At 43.8% G+C, this 17,034-nt stretch carries 19 protein-coding genes; 14 read left to right on the forward strand and 5 right to left on the reverse strand.

From position 1 onward, the window contains the following. Window positions 1–277 precede the first annotated feature (277 nt). The 14 genes from JMY06_RS10635 (at window position 278) to JMY06_RS11930 (ending at window position 13,945) form a co-directional block, all read left to right on the forward strand. Complete coding sequence (locus JMY06_RS10635) at window positions 278–490, forward strand: hypothetical protein (protein WP_265087894.1); 213 nt, start codon at window positions 278–280, stop codon at window positions 488–490. A 215-nt stretch (window positions 491–705) separates the two neighbouring features. After that, window positions 706–879, forward strand: a complete 174-nt coding sequence (locus tag JMY06_RS10640; RefSeq protein WP_201618240.1) for a hypothetical protein — start codon at window positions 706–708, stop codon at window positions 877–879. A gap of 101 nt (window positions 880–980) precedes the next feature. After that, entirely contained in the window at window positions 981–3,842 is a 2,862-nt protein-coding gene (locus JMY06_RS10645) for a copper-transporting P-type ATPase (protein WP_265087895.1), read from the forward strand. 181 nt (window positions 3,843–4,023) lie between these two features. After that, entirely contained in the window at window positions 4,024–4,392 is a 369-nt protein-coding gene (locus tag JMY06_RS10650; RefSeq protein WP_201618241.1) for a hypothetical protein, read from the forward strand. Window positions 4,393–4,637: 245 nt separating this feature from the next. Next, window positions 4,638–5,261: a DUF411 domain-containing protein gene (locus JMY06_RS10655; protein ID WP_201618242.1), complete on the forward strand. Its 624-nt coding sequence runs from the start codon at window positions 4,638–4,640 to the stop codon at window positions 5,259–5,261. A gap of 56 nt (window positions 5,262–5,317) precedes the next feature. After that, window positions 5,318–7,030, forward strand: coding sequence for a multicopper oxidase domain-containing protein (locus JMY06_RS10660; RefSeq protein ID WP_201618243.1), 1,713 nt, complete (start codon window positions 5,318–5,320; stop codon window positions 7,028–7,030). Between the two features lie 27 nt (window positions 7,031–7,057). Beyond that, window positions 7,058–8,026: a copper resistance protein B gene (locus JMY06_RS10665; protein ID WP_201618244.1), complete on the forward strand. Its 969-nt coding sequence runs from the start codon at window positions 7,058–7,060 to the stop codon at window positions 8,024–8,026. A 55-nt stretch (window positions 8,027–8,081) separates the two neighbouring features. Continuing rightward, window positions 8,082–8,567: a DUF305 domain-containing protein gene (locus tag JMY06_RS10670; RefSeq protein WP_201618245.1), complete on the forward strand. Its 486-nt coding sequence runs from the start codon at window positions 8,082–8,084 to the stop codon at window positions 8,565–8,567. Window positions 8,568–8,640: 73 nt separating this feature from the next. Then, window positions 8,641–9,381, forward strand: coding sequence for a DUF305 domain-containing protein (locus tag JMY06_RS10675; RefSeq protein WP_201618246.1), 741 nt, complete (start codon window positions 8,641–8,643; stop codon window positions 9,379–9,381). Window positions 9,382–9,863: 482 nt separating this feature from the next. Continuing rightward, window positions 9,864–10,412, forward strand: a complete 549-nt coding sequence (locus JMY06_RS10680; protein WP_201618247.1) for a manganese efflux pump MntP family protein — start codon at window positions 9,864–9,866, stop codon at window positions 10,410–10,412. A gap of 341 nt (window positions 10,413–10,753) precedes the next feature. Next, window positions 10,754–11,140 (forward strand): DUF1971 domain-containing protein, encoded by a 387-nt coding sequence (locus tag JMY06_RS10685; RefSeq protein WP_201618248.1) that lies wholly within the window; start codon window positions 10,754–10,756, stop codon window positions 11,138–11,140. 256 nt (window positions 11,141–11,396) lie between these two features. Then, window positions 11,397–12,341 (forward strand): DMT family transporter, encoded by a 945-nt coding sequence (locus JMY06_RS10690; protein WP_201529698.1) that lies wholly within the window; start codon window positions 11,397–11,399, stop codon window positions 12,339–12,341. Between the two features lie 224 nt (window positions 12,342–12,565). Continuing rightward, entirely contained in the window at window positions 12,566–13,381 is an 816-nt protein-coding gene (locus JMY06_RS10695; RefSeq protein WP_201618249.1) for an MBL fold metallo-hydrolase, read from the forward strand. Between the two features lie 381 nt (window positions 13,382–13,762). After that, a complete protein-coding gene (locus JMY06_RS11930; RefSeq protein ID WP_265087896.1) occupies window positions 13,763–13,945 on the forward strand; it encodes an MgtC/SapB family protein in 183 nt (60 codons plus the stop codon). Window positions 13,946–14,220: 275 nt separating this feature from the next. On the opposite strand, the gene JMY06_RS10705 is transcribed toward JMY06_RS11930, so the two are convergent. The 5 genes from JMY06_RS10705 to moaB all read right to left on the reverse strand — a co-directional run bounded on the left by JMY06_RS10705 (window position 14,221) and on the right by moaB (window position 17,016). Then, window positions 14,221–14,751, reverse strand: coding sequence for a molybdopterin synthase catalytic subunit (locus tag JMY06_RS10705; RefSeq protein WP_201618250.1), 531 nt, complete (start codon window positions 14,749–14,751; stop codon window positions 14,221–14,223). A 55-nt stretch (window positions 14,752–14,806) separates the two neighbouring features. Next, window positions 14,807–15,097, reverse strand: coding sequence for a MoaD/ThiS family protein (locus tag JMY06_RS10710; RefSeq protein ID WP_201529178.1), 291 nt, complete (start codon window positions 15,095–15,097; stop codon window positions 14,807–14,809). 75 nt (window positions 15,098–15,172) lie between these two features. After that, the gene (gene moaC, locus JMY06_RS10715) at window positions 15,173–15,700 is read right to left on the reverse strand and encodes a cyclic pyranopterin monophosphate synthase MoaC (RefSeq protein ID WP_201529180.1); all 528 of its coding nucleotides are present in this window, start codon (window positions 15,698–15,700) and stop codon (window positions 15,173–15,175) included. 37 nt (window positions 15,701–15,737) lie between these two features. Then, window positions 15,738–16,484 carry a molybdenum cofactor guanylyltransferase gene (locus JMY06_RS10720; protein ID WP_227672301.1) on the reverse strand — a complete coding sequence of 249 codons (747 nt, stop codon included), beginning with the start codon at window positions 16,482–16,484 and terminating at the stop codon, window positions 15,738–15,740. Further along, window positions 16,471–17,016, reverse strand: a complete 546-nt coding sequence (gene moaB / locus JMY06_RS10725; RefSeq protein WP_201618252.1) for a molybdenum cofactor biosynthesis protein B — start codon at window positions 17,014–17,016, stop codon at window positions 16,471–16,473. Before moaB ends, JMY06_RS10720 begins: the two co-directional genes overlap by 14 nt. Window positions 17,017–17,034 lie beyond the last annotated feature (18 nt).

Genomic DNA, 17,034 nt, shown 5'->3' on the forward strand with positions numbered 1-17,034 from the left:
AGCGTCAGTGCCAATCCGGCAATCACTATCATAGGCCAAAATATCGTCAGCAGTGATTGGCGTGTATTAGAGGAAATGCGTTCAGTTCTCATGAATAAAAAGATGTCCTTGGTAGCCAAAAAGGCCGACGCGGAACGCCGACTTTTGCCATATTATACCTTTTTTAACATTATAGCCTTTTTAAAAAAGCTTATAAGGTTTTACAGATGCTTAGAGAGGCACTTAGAAAGGTTGGAAGGGTAGAGATTTACCATCCAGTGTAATGATAGGTAAAGCGATGAGCGCTAAGCGTTCACTCAAATCATCTCTGGCAGTCAAAAATAAAAACGCGATCACTGTTTATGCTTATATCAAAACCTTCAATACCTACCCGTCAGCTGGTGGTAGGGTGGTGTACTTGCACAAGGCATACGGAGATCGTTTACTCACAGGGTTTAATATCCTGCTGATGGATTTTTTCATGGTCATTGCGCAAAGCTTTCTGGCTTAGTCGCTTAGGTCATACATAATGCAGCTGTTCAGCGTCTTTGTCTAGATTCAGCTGAATTTAGATCCATTTGTGATGGGCATGGCAGTCGTCATTGCCCTAGTGATTGCTATAGTTAGACAGGTTTACCTCAAGTAACTAGTAACTAGAAAGTCATTGAAAGTGATACGCTCGTATACTACTATTAATACTAAGGTTTTGAGTTAAGGAGAAGTATTATGTTGAACGTTATAATGCATGGAATGATGAATGGATCAATGATGAATGGATCAATGATGGGTGGTATGGGCTGGGGAATGATGATGATCTGGCTGCTGTTTGTCATACTGTTTTTTGCCATACTGGTATTAACCGTTATGGCACTGCTCAAGTATCTGCGTAAACCAGAGTAAGCTTAATGATAAACATCTGAATTTGGCAGTAGAAAATCGGTGTTCAAGTACCAATTGCGCAGAGTCGAAACCTCTACTCACCGTCTTCAAGGAGTGATTTTATGAAACACGATAAGCATGAAGAACGAGAAATGGACAGTAACGATAATCACGCAAGCTGCCACGGCGCGGTGAGTACAGATACAAAACCGGTCAAAGGCGGCAAATACGATAAGGTTCCAGCCGGCTACAGCGGTACTGTTTACACCTGCCCAATGCATCCTGAAGTCAGAGACGTCGAGGACAGTGGTTGTCCGATATGCGGAATGTCTCTCAAACCTGAAGACACTGTTGCAGAGAGGAAAGATGACCACGCAAGCTGCCACAGCACGGCGAATACAGAGGTAAAATCTGTCAAAGGTGGCAAGTATGACAAAGTGCCGGTCAGCTATAGTGGTACGGTCTATACCTGTCCAATGCATCCCGAGGTCAGGGACGTGGAGAATAGTGGTTGTCCGATATGCGGAATGTCACTCAAGCCTGAAGACTCTGTCGCAGAGAGGAAAGATGATCACGCAAGCTGCCACGGCGCGGTGAGTACAGATACAAAACCCGTCAAAGGCGGCAAATACGATAAGGTTCCAGCCGGCTACAGCGGTACTGTTTACACCTGCCCAATGCATCCTGAAGTCAGAGACGTCGAAGATAGCGGCTGTCCAATATGCAAAATGTCTCTCAAACCTGAAGACACTGTTGCAGAGAGGAAAGATGACCACGCAAGCTGCCACGGCGCGGTGAGTACAGAGGTAAAATCTGTCAAAGGTGGCAAGTATGACAAAGTGCCGGTCAGCTATAGTGGTACGGTCTATACCTGTCCAATGCATCCCGAGGTCAGGGACGTGGAGAATAGTGGTTGTCCGATATGCGGAATGGCGCTTGAACCAGAAACGGTCACTGCCGGTGAAGAGGACACCTCAGAGCTCGACGATATGACTCGCCGGTTCTGGATTTGCGCGGCGCTGACCATACCACTATTTCTATACGCAATGAGTGACATGGTCGGGATAAACCTAGACAATATTGGTCAATATGATATCTCTGGGCAGGTCTCTCAGTGGATTCAACTGGCGCTTGCGACACCAGTGGTATTATGGGGGGCAGCGCCTTTCTTCGTCCGTGGCTGGCAGTCAGTAAAAAGCCGAAACTTGAACATGTTCACTCTTATTGCGGTGGGCGTAGGCGCTGCTTTTGGTTTCAGTCTGGCGGCAACCTTTGTTCCGGGCATTTTCCCAGACAGCTTCAGGGACGCCTCCGGTCGGGTCGGGGTTTACTATGAAGCAGCAGCGGTTATCACAACACTGGTACTATTGGGTCAAGTTCTAGAGCTCAAAGCCAGAAGTCAGACTTCCGGCGCGATCCGTTCCCTGCTTGAACTGACACCACCAATGGCAAGGCGTGTGGATGAGAACGATGTCGAAACAGAAGTGTCACTTGACGAAGTTGTCAGTGGTGACAGACTACGAGTGAAGCCAGGAGAAAAGCTTCCCGTAGACGGCACTGTACTCGATGGAAGTAGTAGCATCGATGAATCTATGGTGACTGGCGAACCAATCCCTGTCTCGAAAGCGCAGGGAGATACGGTCACCGGCGGCACGGTGAACGGTACTGGGGCACTATTGATTAAAGCGGTCGATGTCGGTGAAGATACGGTATTATCCAAAATTGTCAAGATGGTTACCGAAGCCCAGCGCAGCCGTGCACCAATACAGCGACTGGTGGATAAGGTAGCCAGTTGGTTCGTGCCAATCGTCCTTGTCTGCTCCGTCGTGACCTTTATCGTCTGGGCTATGTTCGGACCTGCGCCTGCAATGGCTTTTGCATTGGTCAATGCCATCGCTGTATTAATCATAGCCTGTCCCTGTGCATTAGGGCTCGCCACGCCGATGTCGATCATGGTTGGCACCGGAAAAGGTGCTCAGAATGGGGTGCTTATCAAAAACGCTGAAGCGTTAGAGACCATGGAAAAAGTTGACACCATCGTTGTGGACAAAACGGGAACGCTGACCGCAGGAAAGCCAGAACTCACCGCTATCGAAGCGCTTGGAAGTTTAGATGAGGATGAACTCCTTATACTTGTTGCAGCGGTAGAGAGTGCTAGCGAACATCCTCTGGCAGAAGCCATTGTTAATGCTGCGAAGACAAAATCTCTCGATATTGCAAAAGCCAGCGATTTCAGCTCGACCACTGGTGAAGGTGCGCAGGCGCTTGTTAATGGCAAGCAGGTAGCCGTCGGCAACTCAAAATTCATGGAGCGCCTTGATAGTTTTGACAGTGCGCTTTCAGACCGCGCCGACAAACGCAGGAAGGACGGTGAAACCGTGATGTTTGTCGCGGTAGATGGGCAAGCTGCTGGTCTAATATCAGTCGCCGACCCGATCAAGCCGAGTACAAGCGAGGCAATATCTCTGCTGCATAAGGCTGGACTGCGCGTAGTCATGCTGACAGGTGACAACGAGATAACGGCCAGAGCAGTTGCTAGTAAACTTAATATTGACGAAGTGCATGCGGATGTCTCTCCAGAGGACAAAAACCGCATCATCAAAGAGCTGCAAAATAGCGGTAAGATTGTATCCATGGCGGGTGATGGTATCAACGATGCCCCCGCTCTTGCGCAGGCTAATGTCGGCATCGCAATGGGCACAGGCACAGATGTGGCTATGGAGAGTGCAAGTATTACGCTAGTGAAGGGTGATCTGATGGGGATTGTTAGAGCGCATAAACTGAGCCATTCCACGATGCGCAATATCAGACAGAATCTGTTCTTTGCGTTCGTCTACAACGCGCTTGGCATACCACTTGCTGCGGGCGTCCTGTATCCAGTTTTCGGCCTTTTACTCAGTCCAATGATAGCGGCCGCTGCCATGAGTCTGTCTTCAGTATCTGTGATTGGTAACGCGCTGAGATTGCGTGGCTTAAAGCTGTGAAGATGACAAAATTATCATTTTGATGTCATTTGCCAGTCAGAATCAACATTATATAATGTAAACTTATTGAATAGCCTTTAGTCTAAATGATTTCTAGCCCTAATGAGCTATAATTAATAATATCGAGTAATTAACAGTATTGAGCTTCAACAGCTCTTAATCAAACCAAGAGGAATTAATTATGTGGTTAACTAAATCAATTGTAGCGACTGCACTCGCTTTAACCGTTTCAGCATGTGCTACGGCGCATGATTCTACCGCACATGATGCAAAGATGCCTATGCAACAAGGTCAAATGGACTGTGCAAAGATGGACAAGCATATGAAGATGATGCAAAACATGGATCATGGTCAAATGATGAAAAATATGGATCACGGTCAAATGATGAAAAATATGGATCATGGTCAAATGATGAAAAATATGGATCATGGTCAAATGAGCCAGATGGATATGAATGACCCTGCCATGAAAAAAGCTATGATGGCCAATATGAGTAAAATGCAACAAATGTATCAAGAACACTGCGGCCCCAATAAAAGTGAATCTTAAAGAATTTAGCCCTGTTAAGTCATAGCCTCTGTTAAACCATAATGAAATGCTAACAATAGTGAGAGGCTAACAAAAACATTACTACTCAAAACTTAAAGAGAATAAACCCATTAAGTTTTGAATAAGTGATTTGCAAAGATACTTATACGCGGACGAGGCTATCAACTGTGCATATTTACAACAGTGTTTATTTATAAATATCGAACACGGCCTACTTACGATAATAGACGTTTAAGGATGATGTTATGGGAAGCTATAAAAACATGTTTTCTTACAAATATAGCAAGTTATCTTGTCAGATACTTTTATTGATGGTGGCATCATCACTGTTTGCTTGTGGTCAAGCTGATAATAATACCAGCACACCACAAAACGAGCAGGCAGCGGCTAGCACATCAAAAACAGCCGCCCCAAATACAATGCCTGCGTCTGCCATGACTGTTTCAAACAATAACTCAGAATTACTAAAGAACGTCTCAGCGACCGTTTATAAAGATGTAAATTGTGGTTGTTGTGAAGAGTGGATAGATCACGCACAAAGTAACGGATTAAGTGCAACAGCTCAGCACCCTGAAAACTTATCGTTGCTCAAAGATCGCTATGGCGTCCCCAATGAAATGCGCTCTTGTCATACCGCTGTCACCACCGATGGCTATGTATTTGAAGGTCATGTGCCCGCCAAATATATGGCTGAATTTTTAGAGAACCCGCCGATGCAAGCGCTTGGACTTGCCGTACCAGGCATGCCAGTTGGTAGCCCAGGTATGGAATATCAAAACAAATTTGCACCGTATCAAATTATGCAGCTGAATAAAGACGGAAGTACCGAAGTTTATGCCAATATTGAGTCTCCTCAGCAGCAACTGTAGCTTTAGCCTCGGTTTAGATATCAAACACGCCCCATCCCTTGAGTTAGGTCATAATTATGAATGAGCAAAATAAATTAAATCGTCGGCGTTTTTTGGCAGGCTCATCGGCACTATTTGGCGCGTCCATACTTCCGACTATTGCCAATAGTGCAATTGGTAACCTAAACAGCATGGGTCAGCAGCGCGCCGTTATTAATAGCGACCAAAATACACATAAGGTTCCTATTCTGACTGGGCCGGAATTTGATTTATATATTACTAAGCAGCCAGTTATTGTTGATGGCAAGCAGCGCATGGCAATGCTTATTAACGACTCATTACCCGGACCAACCTTGCATATGCAAGAAGGCGACAACATCGTAATACGCGTCCATAATCAGATGGATGAGTCGACCTCCTTACATTGGCATGGGTTCTTAGTACCCTTTGAGATGGATGGCGTGCCTAATATTAGCTTTGACGGTATTCCTGCCAACAGTACCTTTACTTATCGATTTCCGCTGAAGCAATCAGGTACTTATTGGTATCATTCACATACTGCCTTCCAAGAGCAAGTCGGACTGCGCGGGGCGATTATCATTGAGCCCAAAGGCCGCGAGCGTCATCCTATCGCTGAAGACCATGTGATTTTCCTCAGTGATTGGACCAATCGCGACCCTAATAATTTACTTAAACTGCTCAAGCAGCGCTCAGACTTTGATAACTACCATCAACCGGACTTTAAAAGATTGCTGGCAGATATCGCCAAAACCGATATAAAAACCGCCTTTGATGAGCGCAAAATGTGGAATCAGATGCGCATGATGCCCACGGATTTTAGCGACTTATCAGGTAAAAATACCTTTACCTATCTTATCAACGGTAAGACCACAACGGCCAATTGGGCGCAATTAGTAACTGCCGGTAAGCCGGTTAAATTACGTATTATCAATGGCTCATCACAAACTATCTTTGATGTGCGGATTCCGGGTTTAAAGATGACCGTGGTAGCCGCTGATGGCAACGATATTGAACCGGTGACGATTGACGACTTCCGTATTGGGGTTGCCGAAATTTATGACGTTATTGTCACACCAACGCAAGATGCTCATACTATATTCGCACAGAATATAGACCGGACAGGATACGTCACTGCGACCTTAGCAACTAAGGAAAATGCCCGCGCTGCTACCCCTGCTATGGATGAGATTGAATGGATGACGATGGCGGATATGATGGGCGCTATAGATAGTGAGGGTTATAAAGCCACCCATGCCAAGACCGAATATGATTATAAAAGCGCAATGCGCGTCGATAATCCACGCATAAATCTTGATGATGTCGGTGTCAACCTACGCAAGGTTAGTAAAAATAGAGATGTACTCACTTATAGCCAACTGCACACTATCGAGGACGGCGCGATTGCCCAACAGCATAAGCCTAGCCGAGAAATTGAGCTACATTTAACGGGCAATATGGATCGTTATATCTGGGGCTTTGATGGCCTACCTTTTAGAGATGCCAAACCGATTAATATTAAACCTAACGAGCGCGTCCGCATTACCTTAGTGAATGACACGATGATGAACCACCCGATGCATTTACATGGAATGTGGAGTGACCTACGGTCGCCCACTGGCGAATTTCAAGCTAGAAAGCATACTATCATGGTCCAGCCTGCGCAAAAGATTAGCTTCGATGTCACCGGTGAGCAAGGCAGATGGGCTTGGCACTGTCATTTGCTGTATCACATGAATGCAGGTATGTTCAGAGAAGTCGCCGTTGTTTAAAGAAGTCTTTGCTAGGTGAGAGATGAGATGAAAATACATAAAGTAAATATTAGTATGACGCTGTTGTCTGTATCTGTGCTGCTAGTAATGAGCATAACTCAAGCAAATGCTGCTGACCATTCTAATGCTACAAATAATATGAATAAAAGCGATATGCCGGATATGTCAGGCATGAAAGACGACAGCATGACTATGCCGGGCATGAACGACGATAGCACGGATGATAGTAGTATGAATATGTCAGACATGGACATGTCGGATATGGATATGTCAGGTATGCAAGGTGGCGAGCCGCCAAGTGATGCCCGCAATCCTGATTACTCAAACGGGGTTGGTTATGGACGCTATGGTAAACCGGTCATGGAAGGGAGTTTGCCGACATGGGGCGTTTCAGTATCTAAACTGGGCTACTTGTTTGATGATGATGAGATAAATTATGAAACTGAAGCTTGGGTCGGTACCGACAGTCAGCGCATTATGCTGCGTAGTGAAGGTGAGATTCAGACTAAGGATGATAAAGATATTGACAGTTTGACATCCCTTTCTTATTGGCAGCCACTAGGTATTTATTGGAATGGTCAAGCTGGTGTCGCTTATGATACCAAAAATGATAAGCCCGCCATCATGACTGGCATTGAAGGCACTACCCCTTATTTTATTGATACAGAAGCTAGAGCCTACTTATATACTGATGGACAAGTTCGCCTTGATCTTGAGGCTGAGTATCAATGGCGGTTAGATCAGCACTGGGTAGTGATACCGGAAGTAGAGCTGACTGCGTTTAGCAAGGACGATACTGACAATAACATTACGAAAGGTTTTAATGAATTAGAAACCGAAGTTCGGCTTACTTATGAGACTTTAAGCCGTCAGCTAGCGCCTTATGTTGGCTACCGCTACGAGACCGCCTTGGGTAGTGCTCGTGGTCAGCAGCGCCAATTGGGCGAAAATGTTAATTCTAGTAGTGTGACTGCAGGTGTTAAATTCTGGTTTTAATTTTATCAAGCTCATATTATTAAGTTTATCTTATTAGGTTCACACAGGCATTATTATGAATAACTCTAATCAACAGCATATGAATAATAAAAATCAGATGAATCCTTATCTCAAATTTACACTGATGATTCTAACCTCTACTGTCGCGATGTTTATCATGATGTATTTTAATACCTATAAATGGGATCATGTTTATTTTAGTGAGACCAGAGCTTATATGGCGCTATATATGGGCGCGGTCATGGCCATAATTATGATGGCCTTTATGAGCAACATGTATAAAAAAACCAAGGTAAATTTGCTAGTCTACGGTTTAAGTGTGGTGCTATTTGCAGTCGGTCTGTGGGGTGTCAGATCACAAGCGACTGTTGATCAAGTCGATTGGATGCAAGCGATGATACCGCATCATTCGATTGCTATTTTGACCAGTACCCGTGCTGATATTGAAGACCCAAGAGTACGAAAGTTAGCGGATGGTATTATTAAGACTCAGAAGAAAGAAATCGGTGAGATGCAAGCACTCATTGAAGAGCTAAAATAACTACTAATATTCAAAACTGTTTTAAACTCTGTTACCCGCTTATTATTTAACCTATTTAAATTAAGGATATACCATGATTGTCAATCATAAATCACGTTTTGCTTTTCTTACTGTTAGTATCAGTGCGGCGCTGGCACTAAGCGCTTGTCAACCAGAGCCGACGGATGACACTATTCCGCCACCAATCGAGGGGCCTGAGCCCTCAGCTCAGGTAGTAGAGCCGCATGCTGATCATGACATGAGTGCAGATGCTATGGCAGCAGACGGAGCACCAACGACCGATATGCTCAAAGAGTACACCGAATCTATGACTACCATGCATGATGAGATGATGGTTGGTATGAATTATAACGATCCCGATACTGCATTCGCTCAAGGCATGCTCGGTCATCATATCGGCGCGGTAGATATGTCAGAGATTGAGCTCAAATACGGTACTGATGCAGAGATGCGTAAACTGGCACAAGAGATCATCGATGCACAGCAGTCTGAGATTGCCACGATGAAAACATGGCTGGCAAATAATCCTGATGTCGATACTCCGACAGCGGATACCAAAGCGATGCAACAGGCCTATGCCGATGGTATGGATGCGATGCATGATGACATGATGCTCGGTATTGCAGACCCAATACCAGATATGGCATTTGCCCGCGGTATGCTACCGCATCATGTTGGCGCAGTCGATATGGCAGAGGTACAGCTCAAATATGGTAAAGATCCTGAGATGCGCAAACTGGCGCAAGAGATTATCGATGCACAGCAGCCTGAGATTGAGCAGATGCAAAGCTGGATTGCTGCGAACAAGGGATAAGCCAAGTGCTTTAAAACCTAAAGCTTAACGTATAAGTTAATTACTTTTACATCTAAAAAAACCGCACCCTTAAGTATTACTTGAGGGTGCGGCTTTTTTTATATTATTAATTGCGTGGGAAATTATACGCTGTGAATTACATTACTTTTCGCCGCACTGACAGCATTTTGAACACATGTCACATTTATCACAAGTTGAGGGACAGCTACAGCCGCATTTTGAGCAAGTACAGCTAGAATTATAATGTATAGACGGTACCAATGACTGCAATTTATTCTTAGAGGTTATATTCATAATAAATCCTTATTTATGATAGATCATTCATTGTGGCAAGGATTAGTAAGCTATTCTGTAATTTTATTGTCAATTTAATAGGGTAGTTAGTTAATGGTTATCTAACGCACGACCTATTAAATATTGAATAAATTCGAAGTGGTTGAAGCTGTCCAATTAATCTTCTTTGTAGCGAGCACTTTCTTATTATGTTAGAAATATCTTTATTAGCATTGGCGCTAGCTGCGGATGCCTTTGCAGCAACAATTGGACTTGGATCCCAGCATAGAAACAATACTAAGCCGCAGTTCCTAAAGATGGCCTTACTGATTGGTGTATATTTTGGGGTTGCTTCAGGATTGATGCCGCTGATTGGTTATGCACTTGGCTCTACCATGCCTGACTGGTTTGCTAAAGGGGCTACTTGGCTTGCTGTTTTAATACTGGTAGCTCTTGGACTCAAGATGCTCTATGAATCTCGTTCAATTGATGACGATGACACTCCGAGTAATTTCAGCCAGCGAAAATTGCTCTCTTTAGCCATGGCCACCAGCATCGATTCCATAGCCGCAGGTTTTACGTTAAACCAATTATCAGTTAATGCTTATTTGGCATGTTTGATTATTGGCTTAGTCGCAAGAGTATTGAGCATACTAGGCGCTTATATAGGACGCAAGTCTGGAAACTGGTTTGGCGGTTGGGCTGAAGCAGCTGGTGGATTAGTCTTAATAGCGATTGGTATAAATATGGTGGTTTGAACTAGCGACAGCTGTACTAATTTTCATGAATAAACTGGGTAATTCGTTCTACTAGCATGTGTCCATTAAACAAGTGTTTTCTGGACACTCTCAAATTTATAAAAAATCCAATAAATTATAGCGAGATTTTAAAAAGCTACAATCGTATTTTGCTTGTGATATTGTTGAGTTATAAGTATAGAATATCCATAACGTTCTTTTCTATAAGTAAGCGTTGATATTCTCGATGCCATACCTTTTAATAAAGCCAGTGATATCAATCCATTCTACGTCAACGATGGTTTGGCGGTCAGTTTAAGATAAGATGATAACCAACGAAACGTATTAACCAAGGAGTTACCATGAGCCATTTGATCATTCCGAGCCATTGGAAAATAAAACGTTCTACTCATTTCTTCACTAAGGATAAAGTTCCTAAAGCCTTATTAACACATCACAACACAGCAGAAGGCGTGTTCGGCCAAATTTGCGTCATGCAAGGCACTGTCACCTTCTACGGGTTTTCTGATGAAGCGGCCACCGAACCTGAGCAAACTATAGTCATTGCAGCAGGACAATTTGCCGTCAGCCCACCTGAATATTGGCACCGCGTAGAATTAAGTGACGATGCCCAATTCAATATCAACTTCTGGACTGAAGGCGATACCGGTAATAAATCGATGTTCAATAGCTCTAGTATTCATACTAAACCGATTGAAACATTATTTGATAAACCAGCTGAGTCCTAACTATTCAATCTAGGCATATTTTCTCGGTGTTGATTCTAAAGAATCGGCGTCACACTGAGAAGAAAAGATATGATCCGTTTGCTTCGTCCAATCTTTCCCATCGAGTAATTTTGAGTTCAAAGGTCTTCTTTGTTTTGAACAAAATTCATCGGTATTAACAATTATCGGTATTAACAAGGAAATAGTGGCTAAGTACATATCCTTATATAAATAATACTTTGATATTAAAATGTATTTTTGGCCATTAGGATAAGCTATGAGTGAATTTACGGAGCAGGAGCTATCTCGCCGTAAGAATGCGTGGTTTATTCCTTTTAGTTGTCTTTTAGCTGGAGGCTTACTATTAGGTATATCTACCAATCTGGCGAAATACGCAGGCGTAATCGACTTAACGCCGCTTGCCTTCCTCTTTTGGTCAATCACTGGGGCTGCCATCATTCTTTTGATCGTCGCACTCCTACGGCATGAGTTGCCGCCTCTGAGCGCGCGCAGTTTCGAGTACTATTTAATCGCGGCGCTTGTCAGTGTCGCAGGCTCCAATTTGATTTTCTTTTCAGCTATTCCACACGTTGGCGCCGGTTTCGTCGCTTTGATTATCGCCTTGCCACCGCTTCTCACCTATCTTGGCGCACTGGCGCTGCGGATAGAGCGATTCAATGGCCTTCGCGCTTTTGGTGTGGCTGCAGCACTTGCCGGTGCCGGTGTATTGGCAGCACACAAGTTTTCTGCGGCAGATGCCAGCGTATTCTGGATTCTAATAGCGCTTTGTGGCCCCGTCTTGCTTGCCATTGGCAATATCTATCGCACATTACGCTGGCCAGACAATGCGTCTCCCAGCGCGCTTGCTCCAGGCATGTTGATCGCAGCTGCCATACTACTCGGTATGGTCAGCATTTTACCGGACTTCTCGCTTGCTGTTCCATTAGGAGATTTTTTGCCATTTGGTTTGATCACCGTACAGGCTTTTATCTTTGCCGCTCAATTCCTACTGTTGTTCTTGCTCCAAAAAACGGGTGGTCCGGTTTTATTGAGTTTGCTGGGAGCGGTTGGGGCAGTTGTCGGCGTTCCTGTCGCTGTTTTTCTACAAGGCGAAAACCCGCCGGACGGGCTCATTCTGGGTGCTTCTCTGATCGCGCTCGGTGTCATCTTTGTCACATGGGGTGGAATGAGGATGACGACACTACAAACAGAAGAGTCCTAATAAAAAAAGAAACCTAAAACAAATATGTTTCAACCTTAGTCATCCTGATAACTTTCAATATTCATCCAATTTGAATATCTGTATATCGAGGTAGCGCCAAACAGTACAAAACTGGTATTTATCACTTCATTTCAGCGATTGACTGGCGATGAGCGACTACTCGAAATTGATGCGGCTTTCGTTCTACCTAATTTATTCCAACCGTTTACCACGAGGACTTTATAATGCCTATTCATATCTGCAATGCCTGTGGAACATCATTCCCAAATAGTAAGAGCGCTCCTAAAAATTGCCCAATCTGCGAAGATGATCGTCAATATGTACCTGCCGACGGCCAGACTTGGACCACGCTTGAAAATCTCGTCGCCTGCCACTCGAACATGTGGAAACTGCATGAACCAAATTTGTATGAAATTAAAACCCACCCCAATTTTGGCATAGGTCAGCGGACATTCCTGATTAGGACATCGAACGGTAATATACTTTGGGACTGCGTTTCTCTGCTTGATCCAGTCACTGAGGAAATTATTCATGCGCTTGGCGGTATTAGTGCGATCGCGATTTCGCATCCCCATTTCTACACAACCATGCAAGATTGGGCGCAGGCATTCGATGCTCCTGTGTATCTTCATAAGCTCGATTGCGAGTGGGTGATGCGACCTGATGAGAAGCTGATCTTCTGGGAAGGCGAGAAATTTGAGATGGGCGATGGACTCTCACTTATCCGAATCGGAGGGCATTTCCCTGGCGCCACGGTACTACACTGGCCTCAGGGGGCCGATGGTCAAGGGGTTCTGTTCACAGGAGACATCATTCAGGTCGCCGCAGACAATACGCGCGTCTCGTTCATGCATAGTTATCCCAATATGCTGCCATTAGCAGCGGTTACCGTTCAGCGCATAGGCGACGTTTTGGCGCTATGGGACTTTGATCGAATCTATGGCGCTTTTGACGGCAAAACCATTCTATCAGGTGCAAAAAAAGCCATAAAGCAAAGCGTATCACGATATGTCGGACTGCTTGAAGGCAATCAGATGTAAACGGGACTGATTAAGTATACTAATGAAGCGCAGACTTAAAATGTGAATGACTTTATTTATATTTTAAGAGAGTGTCCATTAAACAGATGTTTTTGGACACTCGCGAAATTGACTAGAATCGATTAAATGGTAATTTATTTAGATACAAAAATAATGGGGCAGGTTGTTATCTAGACAATAACATCAAATGGTTTCACCCGTAGCAGACCACCATCATTCCGCAGTGGTATTTATTAAATTACTCACTGAATTTGTTTGATTAGTGACTATCTATCGCATCATGTGCGTTCATGCTGGTCGGTATGGACATCTATTAAGGGTCATCTGCTGAATCGAGAGTGATGTACGGCATCGTTACCGGCATGGGTTTTATTGGTGGTGGTGCATTTTAAAAGCGAGGACGGTGTTCAAGAGACTGCGACGACGGCAGCAGGTTTATGGAATAACGCTGCTATCGGCATCTCGGTTGCTTACAGTCGTTATGAAATAGCAATTATATTGTCCGTTATCAGTTTTCTAATATTTCAGTTCTCAGAACCGTTCAAGTCGAAAGATAAGCTGTAGTCGCAGTCTCCGGGACGCAGTACAAATTATGAAGTGAAGTTGTGGTTTAGTTGAAACCAGATAGTTTAATATGCCGTTAATAGTCTTATGTTTGCTGCCCGACTAAGTAATAGGGTGGGCTTGTCGGAAATATTAGGGACAACTTTTTGGTTGATGTAATTTCTTATAGGTTGTCCAGGTTTATTGTGCCACCATAATTTTATTACTTGGCTATCACTATTAACCACTATTATTTAAACGTTGTTATTTAACCATTCTTATCTAGTCGCTGCTACTCAGCCGTTATTACTCAACCATTTAGACGAGTCATCCTCATAGTATTCTTGCTTCCAAACAGGAATATCCGCTTTAACCGTGTCAAGTATCCAGCGGCAAGCATCAAAAGAAGGATAACGATGTGCAGAAACCACCCCAATCCATACGGCTATCTCGCCTATCTCTAACGGTCCTATACGATGAATAGCAATGGCATGAGTAATCTCAAATTTATGCTTCGCTTCTTCGATGATTTGACGGCCTTGATTGATGGCTAATTCTTCATAGCCATAATAACTCAGGCGATCAACACTACTGGCATTATTATGATTACGTACGCGCCCTTCAAAACTGACAAAAGCGCCGCAACTGTCATCATCCAGCATAGCTTTGAGTCTGTCTTCATCAATGGCAATATCTAAGAGAGCAAAACCATCACGCTGAGCTATCGCATAGGCCTCATCAACACTACGGTCAATGCGCATTGATTGGCTATGGACATCTTTTTTATTATTTTCTACATCAGCATCTTTATTAATACTATCTGTCATTGGTAGTCTCTACTTATCGCTCTTATATTGATTAATTAATGCTTTAGAAGCATGATTAGCCACCGGCTACCGGTAGGATGAAAACAACATTGTCGCCATCGTTAATCGCTTCAGTCCACTTAACGAAGTAATCATTTACAGCGACCCGTAATTGGGACTGGGGACGGCTGAAACGATGCTTTTGACTCAACTGTTCATACAAATCAGTGAGCGACGTTGACTGCTGAACCCTAACTTTTTCTTCGTGACAGTTGGCTTCATCAGCCAAACCAGCAAAATATAAAACATTAATATTCATAGTGCTATCTGTAATAGCAGTATCTGTATCTCTGTCTGTAATGTACATAAAATTCTCCATTGTTCGCTATTTCTTAATGCTAATGCTAGGCCGTCATTTCTAATTATTGAAACTAGTCAACGATTAAATCGAACCGTATTGATAATCTGATTTGCCACCTGTTTTATTAATGAGATGGATATCATCAATAATGATGTCATGCGACAAGGCTTTGGTCATATCATATATCGTCAAACAGGCTACGCTAACAGCGGTTAGGGCTTCCATTTCTACGCCTGTTTTATGGGTCACTTTTACCGTTGCCGTTACTGTAATCGCATGAATGCTATCGTCATAACTAAAGGTAAGACCAATTTTATCTAGAGGCAGTGGATGGCAAAGTGGAATAAGCTCATGCGTACGCTTGGCTGCCATAATACCAGCGATATGCGCGGTCTGGGTAATACTCCCTTTCTTTGTCATACCGTCAGCGGCTTTGATTTGCGTATAGATAGTGTCAGGAAAACGCACTTGACCGCTAGCATGAGCCTCTCTGGTACTGGCTGCCTTGCCACTCACATCGACCATGTTGATATCACCATTACTATCTAGATGTGATAGAGCAGGGGGGCCTGAATTAGCGTGAGTGTTCTGTTCAACATTGGCATTCATTAGCATATCTCATTACTCTATTAACAGTCTCATTATTTTATAAATGATATAAAGCTGCACAGGCACGCTTAAAGTCTTCGGGTGTATTGAGGTTAGTCAATGGCAACCATTCTTTTATAACGGGAACCGCTTGAGTCATAGGTTCAATAAACCTCATAACCTGCCGTTGTCCATTATCAATATAAGCACGCAAATCAGACTCAATATCTAACTTATAAAGTCCTAACAGCGGATATAAATGGGAATCATCTGTTAGACAAATCACTGACTTATTTGTTGCTTTAATAGTGGATGGAGCGCTAGGTTGAGTAGTCGCTATATCATCACTAATGGCTGCGTCAATATAGAGGTTTAATTCCTGCCAAAGATCATGAGCCGTGATTAAGCTGTCACAGCTGATGACCATCAACCATGATGAGTGCTCATTATTTTGCGTAGCAATACTGTTTAAACTGGCCAATGCTTGCAGCGCTGACTCAATCGCGACGAGCGGCCCTTCTGTCTCACTATTATCTATAATGGACACAGAACGGTAATCAGCAATATGAAAAATAGGCAACTCTGGTTTACTTGATAATAATTCTGCATTGACCGTAAAGCTACGCCCATTATCCGCAATCATAATAGGAACGTTTAACTTGATAGCCTGCCGGACATGATAATCTAGCAAGGTTTCATTAGTCGGTAATGTCAGCTTAGCTTTAGGCGTGCCCATACGTCTGGAGTTACCGCCAGCCAAAATCACGACACCGGCTAAACTCGCCAAAACATTATTCATGGTCATGGCTATCATGACTAGGATTCGCGCGCATAAAGTGCGGGACAAAATTGCACGGACGAGTACGGCTATCAAACTGATCTTTTAATATACCTTCCCAACCCGTACGACAAGCACCCGTTGAGCCTGGTAGGCAAAATACACCGGTACCATTGGCCATACCAGCAATCGCTCGCGACTGTACGGTAGACATACCGATATCGTCTTTTGAAATTAGGCGAAACATTTCACCGAAACCGTCAATAGATTTGTCAAATAACACACTGACCGCTTCTGGAATACTGTCACGAATGAAAAAACCAGTACCGCCGGTTGTAATAACCGCATGGACGTTTGAGTCGGCAATCCAGCCACTGATAACGGCGCGAATATTATAAATATCATCAGTAATAAGCTTACGATCAGCAAGGTTATGACCAGCAGCAGTTAGCTGGTCGACTAGATACTGCCCTGAGGTATCCTCATCAATAGTACGAGAGTCAGAAACCGTTAGAATGGCGATATTAAGCGGGGTAAATTCTGCAGCAGGTTTGGACATGGGTATTCCTTAATAGTT

It is taken from the genome of Psychrobacter urativorans (genome assembly GCF_904846675.1).
Taxonomy (GTDB): domain Bacteria; phylum Pseudomonadota; class Gammaproteobacteria; order Pseudomonadales; family Moraxellaceae; genus Psychrobacter; species Psychrobacter urativorans_B.

Coding starts and splice junctions, on each gene's coding strand:
- JMY06_RS10635 (WP_265087894.1), top strand. CDS start 278: ATGAGCGCTAAGCGTTCACTCAAATCATCTCTGGCAGTCAAAAATAAA.
- JMY06_RS10640 (WP_201618240.1), top strand. CDS start 706: ATGTTGAACGTTATAATGCATGGAATGATGAATGGATCAATGATGAAT.
- JMY06_RS10645 (WP_265087895.1), top strand. CDS start 981: ATGAAACACGATAAGCATGAAGAACGAGAAATGGACAGTAACGATAAT.
- JMY06_RS10650 (WP_201618241.1), top strand. CDS start 4,024: ATGTGGTTAACTAAATCAATTGTAGCGACTGCACTCGCTTTAACCGTT.
- JMY06_RS10655 (WP_201618242.1), top strand. CDS start 4,638: ATGGGAAGCTATAAAAACATGTTTTCTTACAAATATAGCAAGTTATCT.
- JMY06_RS10660 (WP_201618243.1), top strand. CDS start 5,318: ATGAATGAGCAAAATAAATTAAATCGTCGGCGTTTTTTGGCAGGCTCA.
- JMY06_RS10665 (WP_201618244.1), top strand. CDS start 7,058: ATGAAAATACATAAAGTAAATATTAGTATGACGCTGTTGTCTGTATCT.
- JMY06_RS10670 (WP_201618245.1), top strand. CDS start 8,082: ATGAATAACTCTAATCAACAGCATATGAATAATAAAAATCAGATGAAT.
- JMY06_RS10675 (WP_201618246.1), top strand. CDS start 8,641: ATGATTGTCAATCATAAATCACGTTTTGCTTTTCTTACTGTTAGTATC.
- JMY06_RS10680 (WP_201618247.1), top strand. CDS start 9,864: ATGTTAGAAATATCTTTATTAGCATTGGCGCTAGCTGCGGATGCCTTT.
- JMY06_RS10685 (WP_201618248.1), top strand. CDS start 10,754: ATGAGCCATTTGATCATTCCGAGCCATTGGAAAATAAAACGTTCTACT.
- JMY06_RS10690 (WP_201529698.1), top strand. CDS start 11,397: ATGAGTGAATTTACGGAGCAGGAGCTATCTCGCCGTAAGAATGCGTGG.
- JMY06_RS10695 (WP_201618249.1), top strand. CDS start 12,566: ATGCCTATTCATATCTGCAATGCCTGTGGAACATCATTCCCAAATAGT.
- JMY06_RS10705 (WP_201618250.1), bottom strand. CDS start 14,751: ATGACAGATAGTATTAATAAAGATGCTGATGTAGAAAATAATAAAAAA.
- JMY06_RS10710 (WP_201529178.1), bottom strand. CDS start 15,097: ATGTACATTACAGACAGAGATACAGATACTGCTATTACAGATAGCACT.
- moaC (WP_201529180.1), bottom strand. CDS start 15,700: ATGAATGCCAATGTTGAACAGAACACTCACGCTAATTCAGGCCCCCCT.
- JMY06_RS10720 (WP_227672301.1), bottom strand. CDS start 16,484: ATGACCATGAATAATGTTTTGGCGAGTTTAGCCGGTGTCGTGATTTTG.
- moaB (WP_201618252.1), bottom strand. CDS start 17,016: ATGTCCAAACCTGCTGCAGAATTTACCCCGCTTAATATCGCCATTCTA.